The 17360-nt window shown below is 43.9% G+C and carries 18 protein-coding genes; 7 read left to right on the top strand and 11 right to left on the bottom strand.

All coding sequences use genetic code 11. The features are described 5' to 3' along the window. Positions 1 to 653: 653 nt before the first annotated feature. Complete coding sequence (locus tag L9Q40_RS15885; RefSeq protein ID WP_498793952.1) at positions 654 to 2162, top strand: phospholipase D family protein; 1509 nt, start codon at positions 654 to 656, stop codon at positions 2160 to 2162. A 48-nt stretch (positions 2163 to 2210) separates the two neighbouring features. Here L9Q40_RS15885 and L9Q40_RS15890 read toward each other — a convergent pair whose 3' ends face one another. Then, positions 2211 to 2681 carry an ASCH domain-containing protein gene (locus L9Q40_RS15890; RefSeq protein WP_014233631.1) on the bottom strand — a complete coding sequence of 157 codons (471 nt, stop codon included), beginning with the start codon at positions 2679 to 2681 and terminating at the stop codon, positions 2211 to 2213. A gap of 233 nt (positions 2682 to 2914) precedes the next feature. On the opposite strand from L9Q40_RS15890, the gene L9Q40_RS15895 reads away from it, so the two are divergent. Beyond that, entirely contained in the window at positions 2915 to 3763 is an 849-nt protein-coding gene (locus L9Q40_RS15895; protein ID WP_498793903.1) for a tetratricopeptide repeat protein, read from the top strand. Between the two features lie 13 nt (positions 3764 to 3776). Continuing rightward, entirely contained in the window at positions 3777 to 4172 is a 396-nt protein-coding gene (locus L9Q40_RS15900; protein ID WP_014233629.1) for a DUF2391 family protein, read from the top strand. An 8-nt stretch (positions 4173 to 4180) separates the two neighbouring features. Here the strand turns inward: L9Q40_RS15900 and soxR are convergent, their stop codons facing one another. Next, positions 4181 to 4612 carry a redox-sensitive transcriptional activator SoxR gene (soxR, locus tag L9Q40_RS15905; RefSeq protein ID WP_014233628.1) on the bottom strand — a complete coding sequence of 144 codons (432 nt, stop codon included), beginning with the start codon at positions 4610 to 4612 and terminating at the stop codon, positions 4181 to 4183. 96 nt (positions 4613 to 4708) lie between these two features. Between soxR and L9Q40_RS15910 the strand changes: the two genes are divergently transcribed. Next, positions 4709 to 5917 carry an MFS transporter gene (locus L9Q40_RS15910; RefSeq protein WP_498793906.1) on the top strand — a complete coding sequence of 403 codons (1209 nt, stop codon included), beginning with the start codon at positions 4709 to 4711 and terminating at the stop codon, positions 5915 to 5917. An 83-nt stretch (positions 5918 to 6000) separates the two neighbouring features. Here L9Q40_RS15910 and L9Q40_RS15915 read toward each other — a convergent pair whose 3' ends face one another. Continuing rightward, on the bottom strand, positions 6001 to 7389 hold the full coding sequence (locus tag L9Q40_RS15915; protein WP_065297879.1) for a carbohydrate porin: 1389 nt from the start codon (positions 7387 to 7389) through the stop codon (positions 6001 to 6003). Between the two features lie 665 nt (positions 7390 to 8054). Here L9Q40_RS15915 and fusA point away from each other — a divergent pair. Further along, a complete protein-coding gene (gene fusA, locus L9Q40_RS15920; protein ID WP_498793907.1) occupies positions 8055 to 10079 on the top strand; it encodes an elongation factor G in 2025 nt (674 codons plus the stop codon). Positions 10080 to 10148: 69 nt separating this feature from the next. Here the strand turns inward: fusA and L9Q40_RS15925 are convergent, their stop codons facing one another. The 4 genes from L9Q40_RS15925 to L9Q40_RS15940 all read right to left on the bottom strand — a co-directional run bounded on the left by L9Q40_RS15925 (position 10149) and on the right by L9Q40_RS15940 (position 11524). Continuing rightward, a complete protein-coding gene (locus L9Q40_RS15925) occupies positions 10149 to 10343 on the bottom strand; it encodes a hypothetical protein (protein WP_014233624.1) in 195 nt (64 codons plus the stop codon). 161 nt (positions 10344 to 10504) lie between these two features. After that, positions 10505 to 10735, bottom strand: a complete 231-nt coding sequence (gene nqrM / locus L9Q40_RS15930; RefSeq protein WP_014233623.1) for a (Na+)-NQR maturation NqrM — start codon at positions 10733 to 10735, stop codon at positions 10505 to 10507. Position 10736: 1 nt separating this feature from the next. Next, positions 10737 to 11237, bottom strand: a complete 501-nt coding sequence (locus L9Q40_RS15935) for a NifB/NifX family molybdenum-iron cluster-binding protein (protein WP_498793908.1) — start codon at positions 11235 to 11237, stop codon at positions 10737 to 10739. Next, the gene (locus L9Q40_RS15940; protein ID WP_014233621.1) at positions 11234 to 11524 is read right to left on the bottom strand and encodes a DUF134 domain-containing protein; all 291 of its coding nucleotides are present in this window, start codon (positions 11522 to 11524) and stop codon (positions 11234 to 11236) included. The genes L9Q40_RS15935 and L9Q40_RS15940 overlap by 4 nt, the downstream gene beginning before the upstream one ends. 394 nt (positions 11525 to 11918) lie before the next feature. Between L9Q40_RS15940 and L9Q40_RS15945 the strand changes: the two genes are divergently transcribed. Then, on the top strand, positions 11919 to 12449 hold the full coding sequence (locus L9Q40_RS15945) for a copper resistance protein NlpE (RefSeq protein WP_014233620.1): 531 nt from the start codon (positions 11919 to 11921) through the stop codon (positions 12447 to 12449). A gap of 126 nt (positions 12450 to 12575) precedes the next feature. Here the strand turns inward: L9Q40_RS15945 and L9Q40_RS15950 are convergent, their stop codons facing one another. Next, entirely contained in the window at positions 12576 to 13460 is an 885-nt protein-coding gene (locus L9Q40_RS15950) for a LysR family transcriptional regulator (protein WP_498793909.1), read from the bottom strand. Positions 13461 to 13552: 92 nt separating this feature from the next. Between L9Q40_RS15950 and L9Q40_RS15955 the strand changes: the two genes are divergently transcribed. Continuing rightward, positions 13553 to 14461, top strand: coding sequence for a DMT family transporter (locus L9Q40_RS15955; RefSeq protein ID WP_498793910.1), 909 nt, complete (start codon positions 13553 to 13555; stop codon positions 14459 to 14461). Between the two features lie 58 nt (positions 14462 to 14519). Here L9Q40_RS15955 and L9Q40_RS15960 read toward each other — a convergent pair whose 3' ends face one another. From L9Q40_RS15960 to pncB, 3 genes are all read right to left on the bottom strand, one after another. Then, entirely contained in the window at positions 14520 to 15038 is a 519-nt protein-coding gene (locus tag L9Q40_RS15960; RefSeq protein WP_498793911.1) for a glycine zipper 2TM domain-containing protein, read from the bottom strand. A gap of 224 nt (positions 15039 to 15262) precedes the next feature. Next, the gene (locus tag L9Q40_RS15965; protein WP_264908268.1) at positions 15263 to 15622 is read right to left on the bottom strand and encodes an acyl-CoA synthetase; all 360 of its coding nucleotides are present in this window, start codon (positions 15620 to 15622) and stop codon (positions 15263 to 15265) included. Positions 15623 to 15813: 191 nt separating this feature from the next. Next, positions 15814 to 17124 carry a nicotinate phosphoribosyltransferase gene (pncB, locus tag L9Q40_RS15970; RefSeq protein ID WP_498793912.1) on the bottom strand — a complete coding sequence of 437 codons (1311 nt, stop codon included), beginning with the start codon at positions 17122 to 17124 and terminating at the stop codon, positions 15814 to 15816. Positions 17125 to 17360: the final 236 nt, after the last annotated feature.

Consider the following 17360-nt stretch of genomic DNA (forward strand, 5'->3'; position numbering starts at 1 on the left):
ACGTACTGTCAGCCAACTCAAGTTCCTATGAGTAAACGGTGAGGTAGTTATACCAATCTAAATAACGATTTGATCATCTCGTTATCCGGATTAGTTTTGCATCTGAAATAGACTATTCTGTTCATCTCCAAGTAAAGGTAAGCACTGAAGAACCACCGAAACCTGGACTTCATAAGAGAACAACACTCACAAAGGCTTGAGACCGTAATCCACGGCAAATTATCCTTTAAAAGCTCATAAAATTAACAAAATTTTAACTCACTTCGCAAGTTGTGTACCCTTACTCACACATCCCATACGCAAGCTGCATGCCAGATATATAACCATTAAAAATCAATTAGTTATTCATATTCGTGCAATTACCCTAGTCATGTATAGGTGAGAAATACCAGATATTAGTGAATCCAACCAATTAGAGTAAAAACATTAATTAAATAAATGATTTTGTGCGTCTAAAAAAGCGAGCCAACACAAACTTCTGAGAGGAAAAATCAACTCAAGTAACAACCTAAGCAAGACATTAAGCGCCAGCAGCTAAAATTCTCCTGTCTAATGTGCGTGATTGTGTATTCAGCCCTGCACGTTGAAACCATTTGCGTATATACTCAGCTTAAGTAACGTTTTGTATTACAAGGATATGTTCATTGTCTCATATGTTTACTAAGCTCATTTTCACCTGCATGTTTACTTTTCTGTCGGCCTGTTCTGCAATTGAGTACAGAGACCCTAGTGAAAAGTCCACTACGTTTCAGTACGGTTACCAATCGGATTCAGCATTGGCGCACTACTTTGAGGCTTACGAAAAGGATCCGAAAACGGAGACTGGTTTTTATCCTCTTAACCAAGGTCACGATGCGCTTCTTGCACGTATCTCGCTGATTGAATCTGCTCAGAAAAGCCTGGATCTTCAGTACTATATCTATCGAGGAGATGAGACCAGTAATTTCATTACCTGGCGATTGTACGAAGCAGCAAAACGAGGGGTTCGAATTCGCTTGTTGCTTGATGACATGCAAAAGCGGAACGATAAAATGATGGCCGCAATGAACGCCCATCCAAACATCGAAATCCGATTGTTTAATCCTCACCAATATCGCTCGGCAAGGCTATTCGGGTTAGCGACAGACTTCGATCGTCTGAACCGCCGAATGCACAATAAATCGCTTGTCGCTGACAGTGTTGCGGCGGTAGTAGGTGGTCGAAATATCGGCAATGAATATTTCTCGTTCGAATCTGAAGTCTCATTCGGTGACTTCGACTTGCTGCTTTACGGAGAAGCAGTTCAACAAACGGCAGACCAATTTGATCTCTACTGGAACAGTGTTTATTCCATGCCGATGGAGTGGGTTTTCCCTGGGTCTGAACAAATCACCGAGGCTGCAATCCAAACACAAGTCGAAAAGCTGCAACTGACTGACAAATTTACTAAAGGTCGTTATAACTTCAATATGCTCGACATGTATCAAGAGTTGAAGAAAGGCCAACTGACGCTTTATTGGGGTGAAGGAGACATCTGGTTTGACTTACCAGATAAAGTGGCGACGCATGAAAGCCAGCTGGTTGGTAACTTGTCCGAGCTACTCAAAAGTGTGGACCACTCGTTCGTGCTTATCTCCCCATATTTTGTGCCAACCGAAGCAGGAACAAAAGCGCTGACCAACGCCGCGAAACGAGGTGTGGATATTACGATCGTCACCAACAGCCTCGCTTCTAACGATGTCTTTGCAGTGCATGGCTGGTATTCAAAGTACCGAGAAGATCTGCTCGCTTCAGGTATCAAACTCTGGGAAGTCAAATCCAGTGCCAAACTTAAGAGCAAGTGGAGCTTAACGGGTAGTAGCCGCGCGAGTTTGCATGCCAAAGCGATGCTAATCGATAAAGAGACGCTTTTTGTCGGCTCAATGAACTGGGATCCACGCTCGGCAAAACTCAACACCGAGATGGCTGCTGTGATTAAACAACCAGAATATGTTCAAGACTTTCTGGCAACCTTGCCTGAAATACTCAATAACAACGCTTACCGAGTGACGCTTCGCGACGGTGATATTGTCTGGACTGATAATAAAACAGGGCAGGAATATAACTCAGAACCTGAAGCAAGTATGTGGCGAAGAATGGGCTCTTGGTTCTCAGGTATTTTACCTATCGAAGATCAACTTTAATTTGCTTCGATCTTAAAACAGCGCCCTTAATCGGCGCTGTTTTATTATTTAATCCAAAGGATAGACGACTTTAAACCGCTCTAAAACCAACAGCCGTTGCTCATGCCATTCAATGCTTAACTCATCACATTCGGCTTGGAAGAAGCGGGCATGAGCCTCGCGCCACCATTGTAGTGTTCTATCCCCTTCACCTTCAGCTCTCGCAAAGTCCTCTCCTACCTCGCTGTATGGGCTGGTAGAAACTTCGGTAATTTCAATCACACAAACGGGTTCACCATCCCAATTCGTCACAACCTGAAGGTGCCCAACTTGAGGCATGGCTTCTCCGTGTTCGCTATACCAAACTTCCATGCTGCAAGACGCTGTTTTTTGCCCTGTTCGAACCAGCTCCGCGCATAGGTTCGCGTTGTATTCATCAGCACAGTAATAATCCGCACTCATTGACGGAATAGCTTCTCGTTGCCGAGAATTAAGTAATACTAAGTACTGATCGAGGTAACTTTTAGCTTTGACGTCCATAACAAATGCCCTAACAATCAATGAGGTGGAAGAAGCTTAATGGCTCATCGAGCAAAGAACAATATTCTAGAATCTAAAAGATGAACTGTGCTCTGCTGTCAAAGAGTACAGTTGAACTGCAAAGGCAACCGAAAATAAGGCAAATATTTCTTTTCATAGAACTTTGCTAAACGTTTGTGCGATTTGCTATTGTTGCATGGTCTATCTGTATTGTTAACGCGAAAGGACGTTTTATGCGCTTATTCATTGCTATTTTTATCTCGCTGTTTCTTTCTCTTTCGTCCGCCGTGGCGTCTGAAGAAAAGTACTCCGAATCAGATTTGTTAGATAGACCGCTTATGGAGCGCTATATCTTAGACGAACTGAAAGCACTGCGTCAGGATTTCCAAAATTTAGAAAAGCGCACGATTACCGAAATCACCGACCGTGAACTTAGCGTCGCTGATAAATCACTCAACTACGCCAATGTGACCGTGACGTACTTCTTTTACATCATCGCAGGTGTTGCATCGCTGATCGCTTTCGTCGGTTGGCAGTCGCTGCGTGAATTTAAACACAACACCAAAGAGATGGCCGATAAGCGATTGGATAAGATCGCAAGCGAATATGAGAAAAAGTTTGTTGCACTGGAAAGAGACTTAAAACGCAAGACTCGCATCATCAGTGAGAACAACAAGGAAATCGAGAAAATCAACGAAATCCATAACTTATGGCTGCGTGCACAAAGCTCTCAAACACCTGAGCAACGAATTGAAATTTATGATGAAATTCTGGTTATTCGCCCTGGTGATTTGGAAGCACTCACTTACAAAGCAGACGCCGCAATGGAAATTAATGAATACCATTGGGCACTGAGCATTTGTAATCGCGTTTTAGAAGTGGACTACACGAATGGCCCGGCACTTTATCAACGCGCTTGTGCCTATTCTCGATTAGGTGTTGAAGAACAAGCGATTGAAGATTTAGAGCGTGCCATTGAGTACAGCCCTTCGATTCGTGACCTGTTAGCTGAAGAGCGCGATCTTGAATTGCTACACGGCAACGAACGATTTGAGAAGCTGTTGCAACTCCATCACGAGTAACGGAATAAACGACATGAGCCGTCACTTTAACCTAGAAGATGCCAGCCAGGTATTGGTTGGCGCTTTTGCTCTTGCAGTACCGATTTCTTTTTCCGAAGAAGCATGGCGCTTGGGTGAAAGCTTGCCGATGGCAAACCTGCTCATGTTGTTAAGCCTCTCAGTTATTTTTCTGAGTTTTTTCGCCTATCAGAGTGTATTCCAAAGCCGAATTCGCCATCGCGTATCCATCTTTATTTTCCGCGTTATCATCGCTTACACCATTGCGGCAGTTGTGGTTGCACTGGTATTACTTTGTCTCGATAAACTTCCGCTCCTGACAGAGCCTTTGGTGGCGATCAAACGTATTATCGTCATCACGATGCCAGCATCTATGGGCGCGATTGTCGTCGACAGCTTCGATAAAGAGTAAGCCTAACTTCACTCATCCAACGTTAGGTTAGAGCCTGAATGATCTTTTCCTAACACATCTTCTGGGTTACGTAAGGCGCACGTTTCCAGCGATAGGCAACCACATCCAATACAACCACCCAAATCATTCTGTAGTGCTTTCAACTGCTGAATTTTTTGCTCTAACTGCTCATGCCATTGGCTCGCCATTCTCTCCCATTGCGCTTTGTTCGGCGCTTGATGTTTTGGCAGGTTATCCAGCGCTTGTTTGATTTCTTCTAAAGACAAGCCTACCTGCTGCGCAGCCTTAATCACGGCAACACGGCGTAACACACTTCGATGATAGCGACGTTGATTTCCCTGATTTCGCCAGCTCGAAATTAATCCTTTTTGTTCATAAAAATGCAGTGCCGACACTTTCACTCCAGAACGTTTCGCTACTTCACCTACGCTGATTTCCATCCCTGACTCCCATTCCAATGATTTTTCAAAAAACACTTTACCTCAAGTTTACTTGAGGTTTTAGAGTGAGACCAAATCAATTATCGAGGCACAAATATGAAAAACAAAACTCAGCCTTATTTAATCGGAAGGTTCTTCGACAGCATATCGTCAGGCTTATTTATGATGGCACTTCCCTGGGTAATGCTGGCTTCGCCAGGAATGGGAACATTTGTCGCGTTAGTATCGCTTAGCTGTACCGCAGTCTCTTTCTTGGTCACACCGTTCTTTTCCACTTTGACTGACCGCCATTCACGTAAAACGCTGCTGATTGTGAATCAATGGGTACAAGTGGGAATGGCTCTGGTGGTATTCGCCGCATACGGGCTTGAGCTAGAGTCCCACTGGCTATTAGCTTTTGCGCAGTTGGTGTACTGGGTTTCCAGTAATGTTGCCTGGGCAACCAACAACGCATTTACTCAAGAAAACTACCAGCAACATGAATACGCCAAGATTTCTGGTCAACAGGAAATCGTTATGCAATCCACGACTCTCGGCGCAGGTGCACTTGGCGTGGTGTTATTAGAAAAGTGGGGAATGATGGAGTTCGCACTGTTTGCGGCAACGGCGTCATCGTTGGCTGCTATTTTCTATATACTAACGCCTTACACTCGCCGATTGCGTGGTTCACACTCAGTTTCTTTCATGAACCAACTAAAAGAGAGTAAGCACATCTTTAGCCGTGAGCCTTACTTTTTCGGGTTCATTTTACTTTCTTGCCTCTCTTACCCGGTGTTGACGTACTTAAGCAAATTAGTCCCGATTTGGTTCTCAGAGCAGGACATTACTGGTGATTGGTTTGCAGGCTATAACATCAGCTTTGGCTTGGGATCCCTGTTTACCGGGTTGATTGTTACGAAGGTACTTAACCGCCTTCCACACGCCCATATAATCTTCATATCAATGACGATTCTTTCTCTTACCCTGATTGGCATGAGTTTCTCATTACACCCAATGGGTATATTGATGCTGATAGCCCTATTTGGTGTATTTAACGCATTAAACCGAATTGCGAGAATTAACTGGATGCATCACACGGTATCCATTCATCAGCGTGGTCGAGTGGATGGAGGAATCAGCATGTTCAGTACTACGGTGCAATCACTCAGCTATGTCGTCATTGCCATGCTGAGTCACTATGACATGACACGCTACGGCTTTATCTTCGCCGCTATAGTAATGATGGTGGCAGTGGGAGCGATGTGGGCCCTGCAAAAGAATATTGGTAACAACAACGAGTTAGCCCTCGAAACGGTTATGAAATGAGCCGTACTAAGTTTGGATAATAAAAAAGGATGACAGCCAACACTGTCATCCTTTTTGTTGTTAACGCTTAAACTAGCAAAACCTTAGAACCAAGTTTCCATCTGCAAAGCAAATACGGTTTCACCACCACGTCCCATAGTGCTTGCACTGTCATCCACGCTCACAGAGTAATTATTAAGATCATCACTCCAGTCAACATAGCTCACTGCAAAGCGTAACTCTGGACGGTCGAAGAAACCGGCTGCAGTTGCCAGCTTCAACGTTGGTGCTACTGTCGCTTTGTAGAATCCGCCACTCGCTTGTTCAACACTGTTGTCTAGGTCCATGTACTGGTAGGTTCCCTCGTAAACCATTTCAAAGTTTTCTGTTAACTCTTGAGCCAAACGAACGTTCAACGAAGCCCACATAAACTCATCATTGGTTTTCACACGATCCTGGCTGTACTCCGCCATCAGCGCTGGCGCAATTCTCCAGTTATCAGCAAAGCGAGTCACGCCATATGAAAACGCTCGAACTGCCTGAGCATCGTCATTCAAGTCTCCATTTGAACCAATACCTTTTAGCTCAGCACCTAACCCCTGACCAATCGAAAAGCCTGTTTTAGAAAAGCCATCATTCACACCGTAAAAACTGTCGGCATGGTAAGCAAACAGAGCATGAACACCACTTTCTGCACGCTTAGTTGGTGACGTATTGCTAGATGTTCTATCTTCGTTGTCAGACGACACCATACCACTCAACATCACCTGGATATTGCCAATGCGGTTATTGGTAGTCGCAATGTAGTTCTCGATATCAGTACTTGAGCTGTCGATTTCGCCGAAGTCACGACCATAAATAGAGAAGTTCGATTTCCACTCATCCGTGATCTGAACATCGTAAACACCTGCACCAGTACCGGCTAGGAATACGATATCTGAATCGAAAAAGTGAATATCAAAGTTATCACGGTCGAATCGCTTACCAGCCCAAACTGTTGCATTATCAAATGCGCCGCTGAAAGAAGGTAAGTTTTTCAGCTCTGCATACACCTGACGAACATTCAACTTACTGTCGTCAGCCGTCCAATCATTGCTGCTTTCAACACTGTCCGCCAACATGATATGGAATCGAGCACTCGAACCATCATCCATATAACGGTTGTGGATCAAGTTTGCTTCTAAGTAGTTATCATCCTCCAAGCCTAATCGACCAACCGGAGCACCTATCGCGCCAGCCGCAGTCATGTAAGGTCCTGTTCCCGTTGCACCGTTAAGATCATCATTGATCAAAAGACCTGCACGCGCATATCCATGGAACTCGAATTGCGATGCTGTGTTATCGGCTTTGTTAGCAACTTGCTCCGTTTGCTCTAATCTGGATTCCAACTCGCTAATTCGAGCTTCTAAGGCATCCATATCTTCATTTGCATAGGCAAATGTTGTAGGTAGCAGAGCGGTTGCGATACTTAGTGCCAATACATTCGCTTTCATTATTTATTTCTCCAACATTAAATTGATTATTTCGAGACTTGGCAAACGTTCCCGACAAAATCGATTAAATGTGGAATTAAACCCAATAATAAAGACTAATATCCTGTTATCCGTTAGCCTAATTATCAGTCAACGCCATAAATAACTCGTAAACCACTATATAAAACAAATCGGGAACGATCCCGATAATTGATAAAAAATATTAACACCATCACGATTTATTGAGTAAGCACTTGGTACTGATCACAGATTTGGCCACCACGAAGGATCTGTTTATCTATGTCTGTCCAGTTCTGTTCGAACCAGTATGTTTACAACAACTTTCAAGTTTATGATCTCGATTAAAAAGCAATCAGCCCCAGCATGAAATAAGTCACATAAAAATCAAGGCTTTTGAGTCATGCTATATAAAGCCAAGTGAATTGTTTTTGTATGAATGGGCTGACTTCTGCCAACAAGATACTTTAAAAATGGTCAGCAACTTCTAATATCGTAATAACCTCTTAATCTGCTTCCCTCAGTAAGGCGGTTGTATGCATAAAGTCATCCGGAAAATGACATGGAAGACGAATAGGCGGTAAACCCGCCCTACTCCAATGCAGTTCGTGACCTAATAACAGGTTTATCTGGAAACTGTGGTTTCCGCACGTCAGCAAGGAGGCTTTATGCCTATCAATAACATCCGCAACATCGCTTTTGTTGGTCAGACAGGAACCGGCAAAACGACTCTCGTCGAAAAGCTGCTCTTCACCTGTGACGCGACGCATCACTTAGGAAGCGTAGAAAAAGGCGATACCGTTACCGACTTCGACCCCCAATCTATTCAATATCAACATAGTATCGAAGCAACTCCTGTCGCGTTACGCTGGAATGATCATCGCCTGAATATTATCGACACTCCGGGACAGAGTGAATTACTCGGCAGAACGCTCAGTGTTTTTCCGGCCGTTGAAACCTCTGCACTTATTGTCGACCCACAAACACCACTCAACCAAACCTCTGATCGCTTATTTACCTTCGCTCAAGAACAACAGAAGTGTCAGATGATCATCATTAACAAGCTCGACAACCAAGGTAACCAGCTACAGATACTGATGGATAATATCGTTGAGCACTTTGGCGATAAATGTTTACCGATAAACCTGCCTTCGGCCGATGGTCAGTCCGTTATCGATTGTTATTTTGAGCCTGAACTGGAGCGAGAAACGCAGTTGGCCAAAGTGACAGAAGCACATGAAACCTTAATTGACCAGGTTATCGAAGTTGATGAAGAGTTAATGGAACTCTATTTGGAACAAGGCTCAGAACTCACTGCAGAACAACTGCATGACCCATTTGAAGAGGCGCTAAGAACTGGTCACGTGATTCCTATCTGCTTTGTTTCTGCACAGACGGGAGCGGGTGTCGAGCTACTACTTCGCACCCTGGCTGAAATTATGCCGATGCCAAACGAAGGTAATCCGCCACTGCTTGAAAAAAACGGCAAGAAAATCAAAGTTAATTGTGAGTCTCTGGAACATACCGTGGCGCATGTTTATAAGGTGAGTGTCGACCCATATATGGGAAAACTGGCTTACCTTCGCGTTTACCAAGGTGAAATTAACGCTGGCAGTCAGCTTTACATCGGTGAGAGTAATAAAGCGTTCAAGGTTGGGCACCTGTACCAACTGCAAGGCAAAGAGCGGACAGAGATTCCACGTGCGGTTGCGGGTGACTTCTGTGTATTAGCTAAAGTCGATGATCTTGAATTTGACTCTATCGTTCATGACTCCCATGACGAAGACGGCGTTGAGCTAAAAACACTCAATTTCCCAGACTCCATGTACTCTCTGTGCTTAAAACCACTAAAACGCGGAGACGAACAAAAACTGGGTGACGTACTTAACAAAATCGCAAGTGAAGACCCTTCGTTACGCATCGAACATCGAGCAAGAACCAACGAGACTATCATCAGTGGACAGGGCGAATTCCATCTCAAAGTTGCGCTGGAGAAAATGGCTAACGTATACAAGCTAGATGTCGAAACATGCCAACCAAGTGTCGAGTACTTCGAGACCATTACCAAACCAGCTGAAGGCCACTATAGACATAAGAAACAAAGTGGAGGCGCAGGTCAGTTTGGTGAAGTGCAGTTAAGAGTTCGTCCTCTGGAGCGTGGAGCTGGGTTCAAGTTCATCAATAAAGTGGTTGGTGGCGCGATTCCTACCGCCCTTATTCCAGCGGTAGAGAAAGGCATATTGCAAGCATTGGAAGAAGGCGCTATCTCTGGTAACCCGATCAAAGATCTTGAAGTGACCGTCTATGATGGCAAATACCATTCTGTTGATTCTAAAGAGATAGCCTTTGTCATTGCGGGTAAAAAGGCGTTTTTGGATGCAGTTAATAATGCCGACCCGATTGTTCTTGAGCCAATCATTCAGATGGAACTACACATTCCAACCATTAACGTTGGGGATGTATCAGGTGATTTGTCTGGTAACCGAGGATTAATTGAAGGCACTGAGCCTGTGGATAATAACTTCACTCTGATCAGAGCGAAATCTCCAGTGAATGAGCTTCAAGACTACGCCCGAAGATTACGTGCGATTACCGGAGGTGAAGGCAGTTTCAGCATGACGTTGAGTCACTACGAACCCGCGCCACCAGCGGTGCAGAAACAAGTCTGTCAAAGCAGTACCCAGCAGAACTAATTGCTCAGTAAAAAGCCGTAAATAAAAGCGCCCTCATGTCGAGGGCGCATTTTTTATTTGTATTCGGAGCTATTTATCGAGCGACAATCCAATTTGACTGATTTTACTTTCGAACTCTTCGACACTTTCCGCTTTGTAAGTCGGTGAACCGTTAAAGTAACGTGGTTTCTCTGGCAGCATCGCATTTTTCAGCTCTATTTCTTGATCAAGATTGTCATGATAAACCGTCACGCGATGTGGAATATCCTGCTTCATTACAGCCATATTGGTTCTCCTTTATTAACACGAATTTTAAGCGTAGACCGAAATCCACAGACCAACAAAACCCTAGATCAAAATTTAGACAACCACGACAACTTTTATGCAATTAAATGCATTTAATATAACTCAGCATTAGAAGAGGAACAGACAAGTTTAAACTCGCTTTATCCGATTGGATTTTTGTTGTAATGCTCCGATGACGAGTGTGGCTCTGAAATTTGATACAAGCGACGTTGAGATTCAGAACACGAGGTTTCACAGTTACACACTTTATCGACACCAACATTATTCAGGCCACCACAGCTGCCTTGAATGCGCTTGTTGTGGAAAATCACACCAAGAGACATCAATAAAATAATTAGGAGAAAACCAACAAAGGTAAATACCCAGACCATGCTAACCAACCTTGTTATCTGAAGCCATTAAACTAAGTATAGCGGGGCTGGTTTTCAGTGCTAACAACTCGCGAGGCGGTTTCGGGCGGCTCAAGATTGACGGTTTGGATTGTTTACCACCACAACCACATGATCCACAACCATCTTTTTTGTTGTGATTGGCCGAAGGTCGACCTTGAGACGCGTCGGTCAGCGGTGTTCTGGCAACGCCCAAAACGTCTTCTATAGAGCTACGAGTAGACAACCGAAATACCTGCTTTCCATTACGCAGTAATTTTTCCAGTGCTCGTGCACCGATATTACGAATCAGAACTGCATCGACGTTGTACTGATCCAATGACTGGATCATCTGAGATTTTGCTTTACAGCCAGACTGTGGCATCGCAGCAATATTAGCTAAATTTTGCAGCATTCCGTCTTCATCGGAATAAATAGCGATATAGGGCGCTTTGACAAAGTGGTTGGCTACGCGCTCACCATCATTAGGAACAGCATAAATCATAAGTTCGACTCCTCATTGGGAAAAACCAGTGCATGACCTTCAACTAAACTTTTTGCGACTTTAAATCGTGCTCTTTTTACCGTGTTGCCAAAAGTTTGTCTCGAAATACCCATTTGATCGGCGGCTTGCTGTTGACTTAATCCTTCTAAATCAGCGAGACGCAGTGCTTCGAGTTCTTCGGGCAGTATGTTGACTTGTTCCAATTGCTGAAACGGCACACCATTTGGCTTGAAACAGTGATGGGCAGCTCGCCCGCATATTTTCCGTTCTATTTTTGGCCTAGCCATCGCCATTCCTCTTAATTCTCAACAAACCCAATAACTCCAAGAAACAGGTTATTGGCATACACGTTACGCCCGTTTATGGCATACGCCAACAACATTATTGGCATATGCCATAAAGCTAAGTTTGCAAAAATCGTAGTTAGAGAAAAAACAGGAAGCGTCTTATAAGGAGAAACAGTCTAAATTAGTGACACTTTTGATACTTGTGCAAAATAAATACGCAATAAACCCATAAGACGCAATAGCTTTACACTGCTCTGATTGTTCTGACATTTTCATGCCAGTAACTGATTCTTATTGACACAACGATATCATTCCCTTGCTTTGTTATGACGTAAATTTCATAAGTGGGGCTAACATTAACGGCATACATAATCTTTATTGAAAGAGGGATAAAATGAAAAAGACAATGTTGGCAGTAACGAGTGCGGTTATTATTCTTGCGGGCTGTCAAGACGAAAAACCAGCAGAAATGACTGCGGTAGAAACGCCTCAAGTAGAAGAAGTGCAAGTCGCTGAAGCAACTGACGCAATGCCAGCGCCAGAAGAGCAAGCAGTAGAAGAACAAGGCATTTCAGCAGAAACATTTGTCGACACTCAACACAATGCAAGCAACGCTCTTGATTGGAATGGCACTTACCAAGGTACACTTCCATGTGCAGACTGCTCTGGTATTGATATCACTATCACTCTAAATCAAGACGGTACTTACCTGCTTGAGCAAAGCTACCAAGGCAAAGAAGATGGCCAATTCAAGTCAGAAGGTCAATTCAGCTGGGATGAAAGTGGCAGCACGGTAACGTTAACCAACGAAGACGCACCGAACCAGTACTTTGTCGGCGAGAACGTATTAATGAAGCTAGACATGAACGGTGAAAAAGTAACAGGCGAACTTGCTAATAATTACAACCTAATCAAACAGCAATAAGCGCTATTATGTTGTGAAAAAGTACTCAAACCGAGCAGACTCCTGCTCGGTTTTTTCATGTCAGATCAAGCAAAATGCCCCGCGATCCGCTTAAATCGTGGGTTGGAATTAAAGGCCTCTCTGTATCTACATGCACTGCTGCTTCAACCAGTTGGTTAACTTTATGATCTCGGCTTGCTTAGCGCGGCTTTTCTTATGAACAAAGTAAAAGCTATCGCCAGTATCTAAACCGTGAGATGGGATATAAACCAAGTCATGTGCGATATCTCGTTCGTTAAGCATAAAGTCGTTTGCAAATGCGATACCTTGGTCATAACGCGCAGCCTCTATCGCTAATAGCATATGGCTAAAATGCTGCATATCGACATTACCTGGCAAAGTAAATCCGCCCGCCTTACACCACTCAGACCAATCCTTTCCACGCTCGCGATAAACAGAGTCGGTGGAGAGAAGTGGATACTGCCAAAACGCTTCCGGCATCGGCATTTCTTGCATCTCTTTCCATAATTTATGGCTACAAACCGGATATAAAATGTCCTTATATAAGTGAACAGAGACATAATTTCGCTTTGGTTTTTGCACCGTGATGAAACAATCTCCAACACTCTCAGTTTGCTCTGGGTCTCCCGCCATCATGTTAAGCGTAAGTTCAATCTCGGGATGTAAGCGTTTAAAATCAGACAAACGTGGAATCAGCCATTTTACCGCTAGCGAGCTATAAATCGCCAAACGAATACTGCCCTTCTCACCTTCACGAACCTTCTGGCTCGCCATTGCGATGGCAGTAATTGCAGGGCTGATGTCTTCCAGATATTGCGTGCCAGTATCAGACAAAGAGAGCTTTCTACCTTGGCGAATGAACAACGACTCCCCGAGGTAATCCTCGAGTAAACGGATCTGGTGACTCACAGCACTTTGCGTCACATTGAGCTCTTCAGCGGCAATCGAAAAACTCAAATTTCGCGCCACAGATTCGAAGCAGTGAACCGCTCTAAGCGGAGGTAATTTCATTATCTAAAAATCTCATACTTAAACTAATAAATATCACTTCCCTTCATCCTATGTCATCACCTACTCTTGCGCAAAGAATGAGGAGATAAAAAGTGAAAGTTACATCTGTCGGAGCAGCCATGCTGCTATTAATTTTTGGAAACCTAATTGCGGTTATCTCAGACGCTTTGATTAAAAGTGTCGGGAATGAGGTGCCAGTGTTTCAGTTCGTCTTATTTCGACAAGTTTCTGCTGTGCTTTTTCTGTTACCTTTTTGTTTGTTTAATCGACCAAGCCAATTAATGCATGGGTTTAAGTGGCATGCTATTCGTGCCCATGTCTGGCTACTTGGCGCAATATTCATGGTCTTTGCGATCTCATCTTTACCGCTCGCGACGGCTAACGCTATTTTCTATGCCGCTCCTTTGATGATGTTGCCTATTGCCGCACTGTTTTTCAAAGAGCAGCTTTCGAAACAATCTGTCGCCGCTGCGATAATGGGATTCCTTGGCGTGTTAGTGATTATTCGTCCTGATCAGATCGAGTGGGCAGCGATTTCAGCGTTTGTCGTCGCAGTATGTATAGCGGTCAATAACTTGCTCATTCGCAAAGTGCCAAGAGAACAGTCTGTGATGCACACTTTGCTGATGACGAATCTAGCGGGTATTCCAGTCGCACTGTTACTTGTTTTCATTGAAGATAAACCTTGGGATTGGAGTGCTTTTCCAGTCGCGGCAGGTTCCAGCCTGTTCATCATGATATATGCGGCAACTTGTGTACTTGCGTACCGTTCGATAGAGAGTAATAAGATTGCCAGCGCAGAATACAGTGGCTTGATTGGCGCAGCCCTGATTGGCTTTATTTGGTTTGACGAAGTGCCGGATATTTTCATGGCCATCGGCACGGTTATGATTCTCGTACCTTTGATTTGGCTGTCTAAGCGAGAGCGCCGCATGCGAAAACAACAGGCTCAAATGCAAGCCAACCTGGAGTTGGAGCAACAACAGGCTCAGGTTACCTGAAACTAAAAATCCCCTTTGCCCAAAAGGCAAAGGGGATTCTGTTTAATCTGAGGTCCAATTACTGTGGCAGAACCACATTGCCACCTTGGATTGGGAAGCTTTTCGTCGCTGGCTTACTTGCTAGACGAACCGTTGTTGGCGCACCTGCGACTTCATAGGTGACATCATAACCCACTACTTTTTCTGATGTCGTATATTCGGTGTGACATTGCTGCTTAGTCGTCGTAACCACATCGCCTTTTTGCACATTTTCCTGGATCTTACGACCAGTTAATGCGCCAGCAATCGTGCCTGCTGCGGTTGCAATGATTTTACCTGAGCCACCACCAATCTGGTTACCGAGAGCCGCTCCCGCCGCAGCGCCACCAACGGTGCCAAGAATTTTATTGTCATCGGTAGGTGCAACTTGCTGTGTCACCACTACATCCTTACATACTTGATGAGGATTCTTTACTGTTTCTGTAACGGCTTCAATCAATGTGATATTGGCTTGAGTCGGAGCTGGCGGCGTCTTCTCCTTACAGCCTGCTAATACAGCAACAACCACTGCCGCAATTGCAATAGATTTAGTCTTCATGGTTTACATCCCAGCATAGTTTATTCTATGACCGGTATAGTAAGTCGGGAAAATAAATTCACATCAGGCGAACATAAGCCCTCTGTCATTAGAGAGTTAAAAAACGGCGTTTTTTTAAGAGTTCGTAAAGAAAAAACAAACTGGATGTCAATTGCGCCGACATTGCATCAACGAAACCTATCACTGATGCAATCTCATTAAGTGAAACTGATTGATACTGAGGATCAGGCTAAACTGAGGAACAGTTCATCGTCTGATAAGTATTTATGTCGGTGACTCATGCTACGCACGTGCATAAACATAAAATCGGGAAATCCCGGGGCAATAATGTTGTTTGGTTCCCAGCAAACACCACCGACAAAAACATAGCGACCTTGCTTTTCTTCATCATGGAGCGGATTATTGATCGGTGAAGATAACTCCGCGCGGCAGCCTTCAACTACGCACACGATTTGCCCTTTGAACAGGCCGATTACCCGTCTCACCAAGTTGGCTTTGATCCCACATTTCCAAGCCTGACGAGTTGCCATTTCATAGCCGTATTTTCTTATTGCTTTCTTCTGCAAATGTACAACTAAATTCATTTTTCACTCCTGATTCAAGCTATTACGTTGAAGCCCAAAGTCATCAAGAAGCAGTTAGACACACAGTTAAGCGAACTCGCTGTGGGTAACGTTGGGTAAAGATACTATAACGAAATCACCCTCTACGTTAGCCTAACTAATTTTTGTCGACACGATAGAGGGTGGTTATCAAAGAAGGTATAGAATGGAGATTAGGCATCAATCAAATAGTTTTGCCCTTCATTCTCTAAGCGATCAATGAGATCACGGCACTCATCTAAATCTAAAGGCTGTTCAAAGCGGCGCTTTAGATTCATCAAAAAGAAAATGTCTTCACACATCGCTTTCTCTGGTTCGTCACTAATTTTCGCGACAGGCGAATCGTTACAGGAGACCATTTTAATTACCATGGATAAAGGCTTATAAGCCGTGCCTTTATCATTAATATATTCGCCCATGTCGTTTGCCAGGAAAGTACCAATACCGAAGCTAACCTGAACTCGACCCTGAAAGTGCTCACAAATGTCTAACGCTTGTTCAAAATTAAGACCATCGGTAAATACCAGAGTCTTGGTCTTAGGATCGATATCCAAAGATCGATAGTGCTCAATCATTTTTTCGCCCCAAGCATACGGACAACCACTGTCGTGGCGCACGCCAAAGTAGGCATTACTGAGCTCTTCATCAAAGTCTTTAAGGAAAGCATCAATACCGATAGTATCCGTCAGTGCAATGCCTAACGCACCATTAAACATCTCCTGCCAACGTTGCAACGCTATTTTCTGCGAGTCACGGACATTCACTAACGCCTGATGCCCCATAAACCACTCATGAGCCACAGTGCCAATCGGGGTGAGATCCATTTCACGCGCTAAATGGTAGTTGCTGGTCCCCGTTAGACAATCGGGTAACTCCTGACACAAATACTCAAGCATGGTTCGCTGTGCCTCGAAGGAGAAACGACGTCGAGTCGACATATCGGAAAATTTGAAACTCGAGATATTACGACGCTTCAGCTCCGACTTAAGATAACTAACTTTATCTTGCAATACCGTCTGGAACTGCTTTAACGGAATATCAGACCAACGCAAACGACTGCGAACTTCAGAAACGATACTCATGATAATGGTTTCGTACAAAATGGTCTCTTTCCACAACCCACTGATCGTGATCCGTAATTGGCTGGAACCATCTGGCATCGTTTTATTGTGCAGCGACACATCATTTTGTGGATTAAAGCGGAAGTGGCGTAATGCATCGACAAACTCGGGCTTGAGATACGGAGCGACACTTTTCATGTACTTGATTTCATCGTCTGTAAAACGAAGGTCTTGAAGCTTAAGGATTTCAGCTTCTACCTCAGGCAATAAATCAGACAGATCTTCTTCACTACGAACGATAAATTTGTATGACACCATCGCATCAGGATACAGAGCGGCAACAGCGCTCATCATGTTCACTTTGTAGACATCAAAGTCCAAAGCACTTTGGATGATGCGAGAAGAAAATAGATTGGTTGTCATTCGGTGCCCTTCCACATACCCTTCCCTGAGTATATAACTTTTTGTTACTAACTAATTTGCGTAAACAATAAACACCCATCATTAGTTTGTCAACTTTTGTTACTAACCACTCTTTTTAATAAGGTTTTTATCTTTAAAAAACGGATACCAGTTGTGAATAACTCAAAAATATCGTTAATCTCATACCCAAACTGAGCCCTCAACAAAGCAAAAATGGTTACGAACAAATCGTTACT

It is taken from the genome of Allocatenococcus thiocycli, assembly GCF_921292965.1.
Lineage (GTDB): Bacteria > Pseudomonadota > Gammaproteobacteria > Enterobacterales > Vibrionaceae > Vibrio > Vibrio natriegens.

Excerpts from the sequence above, each read along its gene's own strand:
- L9Q40_RS15885 (WP_498793952.1), top strand. The coding sequence starts at position 654 with ATGTTTACTAAGCTCATTTTCACCTGCATGTTTACTTTTCTGTCGGCC.
- L9Q40_RS15890 (WP_014233631.1), bottom strand. The coding sequence starts at position 2,681 with ATGGACGTCAAAGCTAAAAGTTACCTCGATCAGTACTTAGTATTACTT.
- L9Q40_RS15895 (WP_498793903.1), top strand. The coding sequence starts at position 2,915 with ATGCGCTTATTCATTGCTATTTTTATCTCGCTGTTTCTTTCTCTTTCG.
- L9Q40_RS15900 (WP_014233629.1), top strand. The coding sequence starts at position 3,777 with ATGAGCCGTCACTTTAACCTAGAAGATGCCAGCCAGGTATTGGTTGGC.
- soxR (WP_014233628.1), bottom strand. The coding sequence starts at position 4,612 with ATGGAAATCAGCGTAGGTGAAGTAGCGAAACGTTCTGGAGTGAAAGTG.
- L9Q40_RS15910 (WP_498793906.1), top strand. The coding sequence starts at position 4,709 with ATGAAAAACAAAACTCAGCCTTATTTAATCGGAAGGTTCTTCGACAGC.
- L9Q40_RS15915 (WP_065297879.1), bottom strand. The coding sequence starts at position 7,389 with ATGAAAGCGAATGTATTGGCACTAAGTATCGCAACCGCTCTGCTACCT.
- fusA (WP_498793907.1), top strand. The coding sequence starts at position 8,055 with ATGCCTATCAATAACATCCGCAACATCGCTTTTGTTGGTCAGACAGGA.
- L9Q40_RS15925 (WP_014233624.1), bottom strand. The coding sequence starts at position 10,343 with ATGGCTGTAATGAAGCAGGATATTCCACATCGCGTGACGGTTTATCAT.
- nqrM (WP_014233623.1), bottom strand. The coding sequence starts at position 10,735 with ATGGTCTGGGTATTTACCTTTGTTGGTTTTCTCCTAATTATTTTATTG.
- L9Q40_RS15935 (WP_498793908.1), bottom strand. The coding sequence starts at position 11,237 with ATGATTTATGCTGTTCCTAATGATGGTGAGCGCGTAGCCAACCACTTT.
- L9Q40_RS15940 (WP_014233621.1), bottom strand. The coding sequence starts at position 11,524 with ATGGCTAGGCCAAAAATAGAACGGAAAATATGCGGGCGAGCTGCCCAT.
- L9Q40_RS15945 (WP_014233620.1), top strand. The coding sequence starts at position 11,919 with ATGAAAAAGACAATGTTGGCAGTAACGAGTGCGGTTATTATTCTTGCG.
- L9Q40_RS15950 (WP_498793909.1), bottom strand. The coding sequence starts at position 13,460 with ATGAAATTACCTCCGCTTAGAGCGGTTCACTGCTTCGAATCTGTGGCG.
- L9Q40_RS15960 (WP_498793911.1), bottom strand. The coding sequence starts at position 15,038 with ATGAAGACTAAATCTATTGCAATTGCGGCAGTGGTTGTTGCTGTATTA.
- L9Q40_RS15965 (WP_264908268.1), bottom strand. The coding sequence starts at position 15,622 with ATGAATTTAGTTGTACATTTGCAGAAGAAAGCAATAAGAAAATACGGC.
- pncB (WP_498793912.1), bottom strand. The coding sequence starts at position 17,124 with ATGACAACCAATCTATTTTCTTCTCGCATCATCCAAAGTGCTTTGGAC.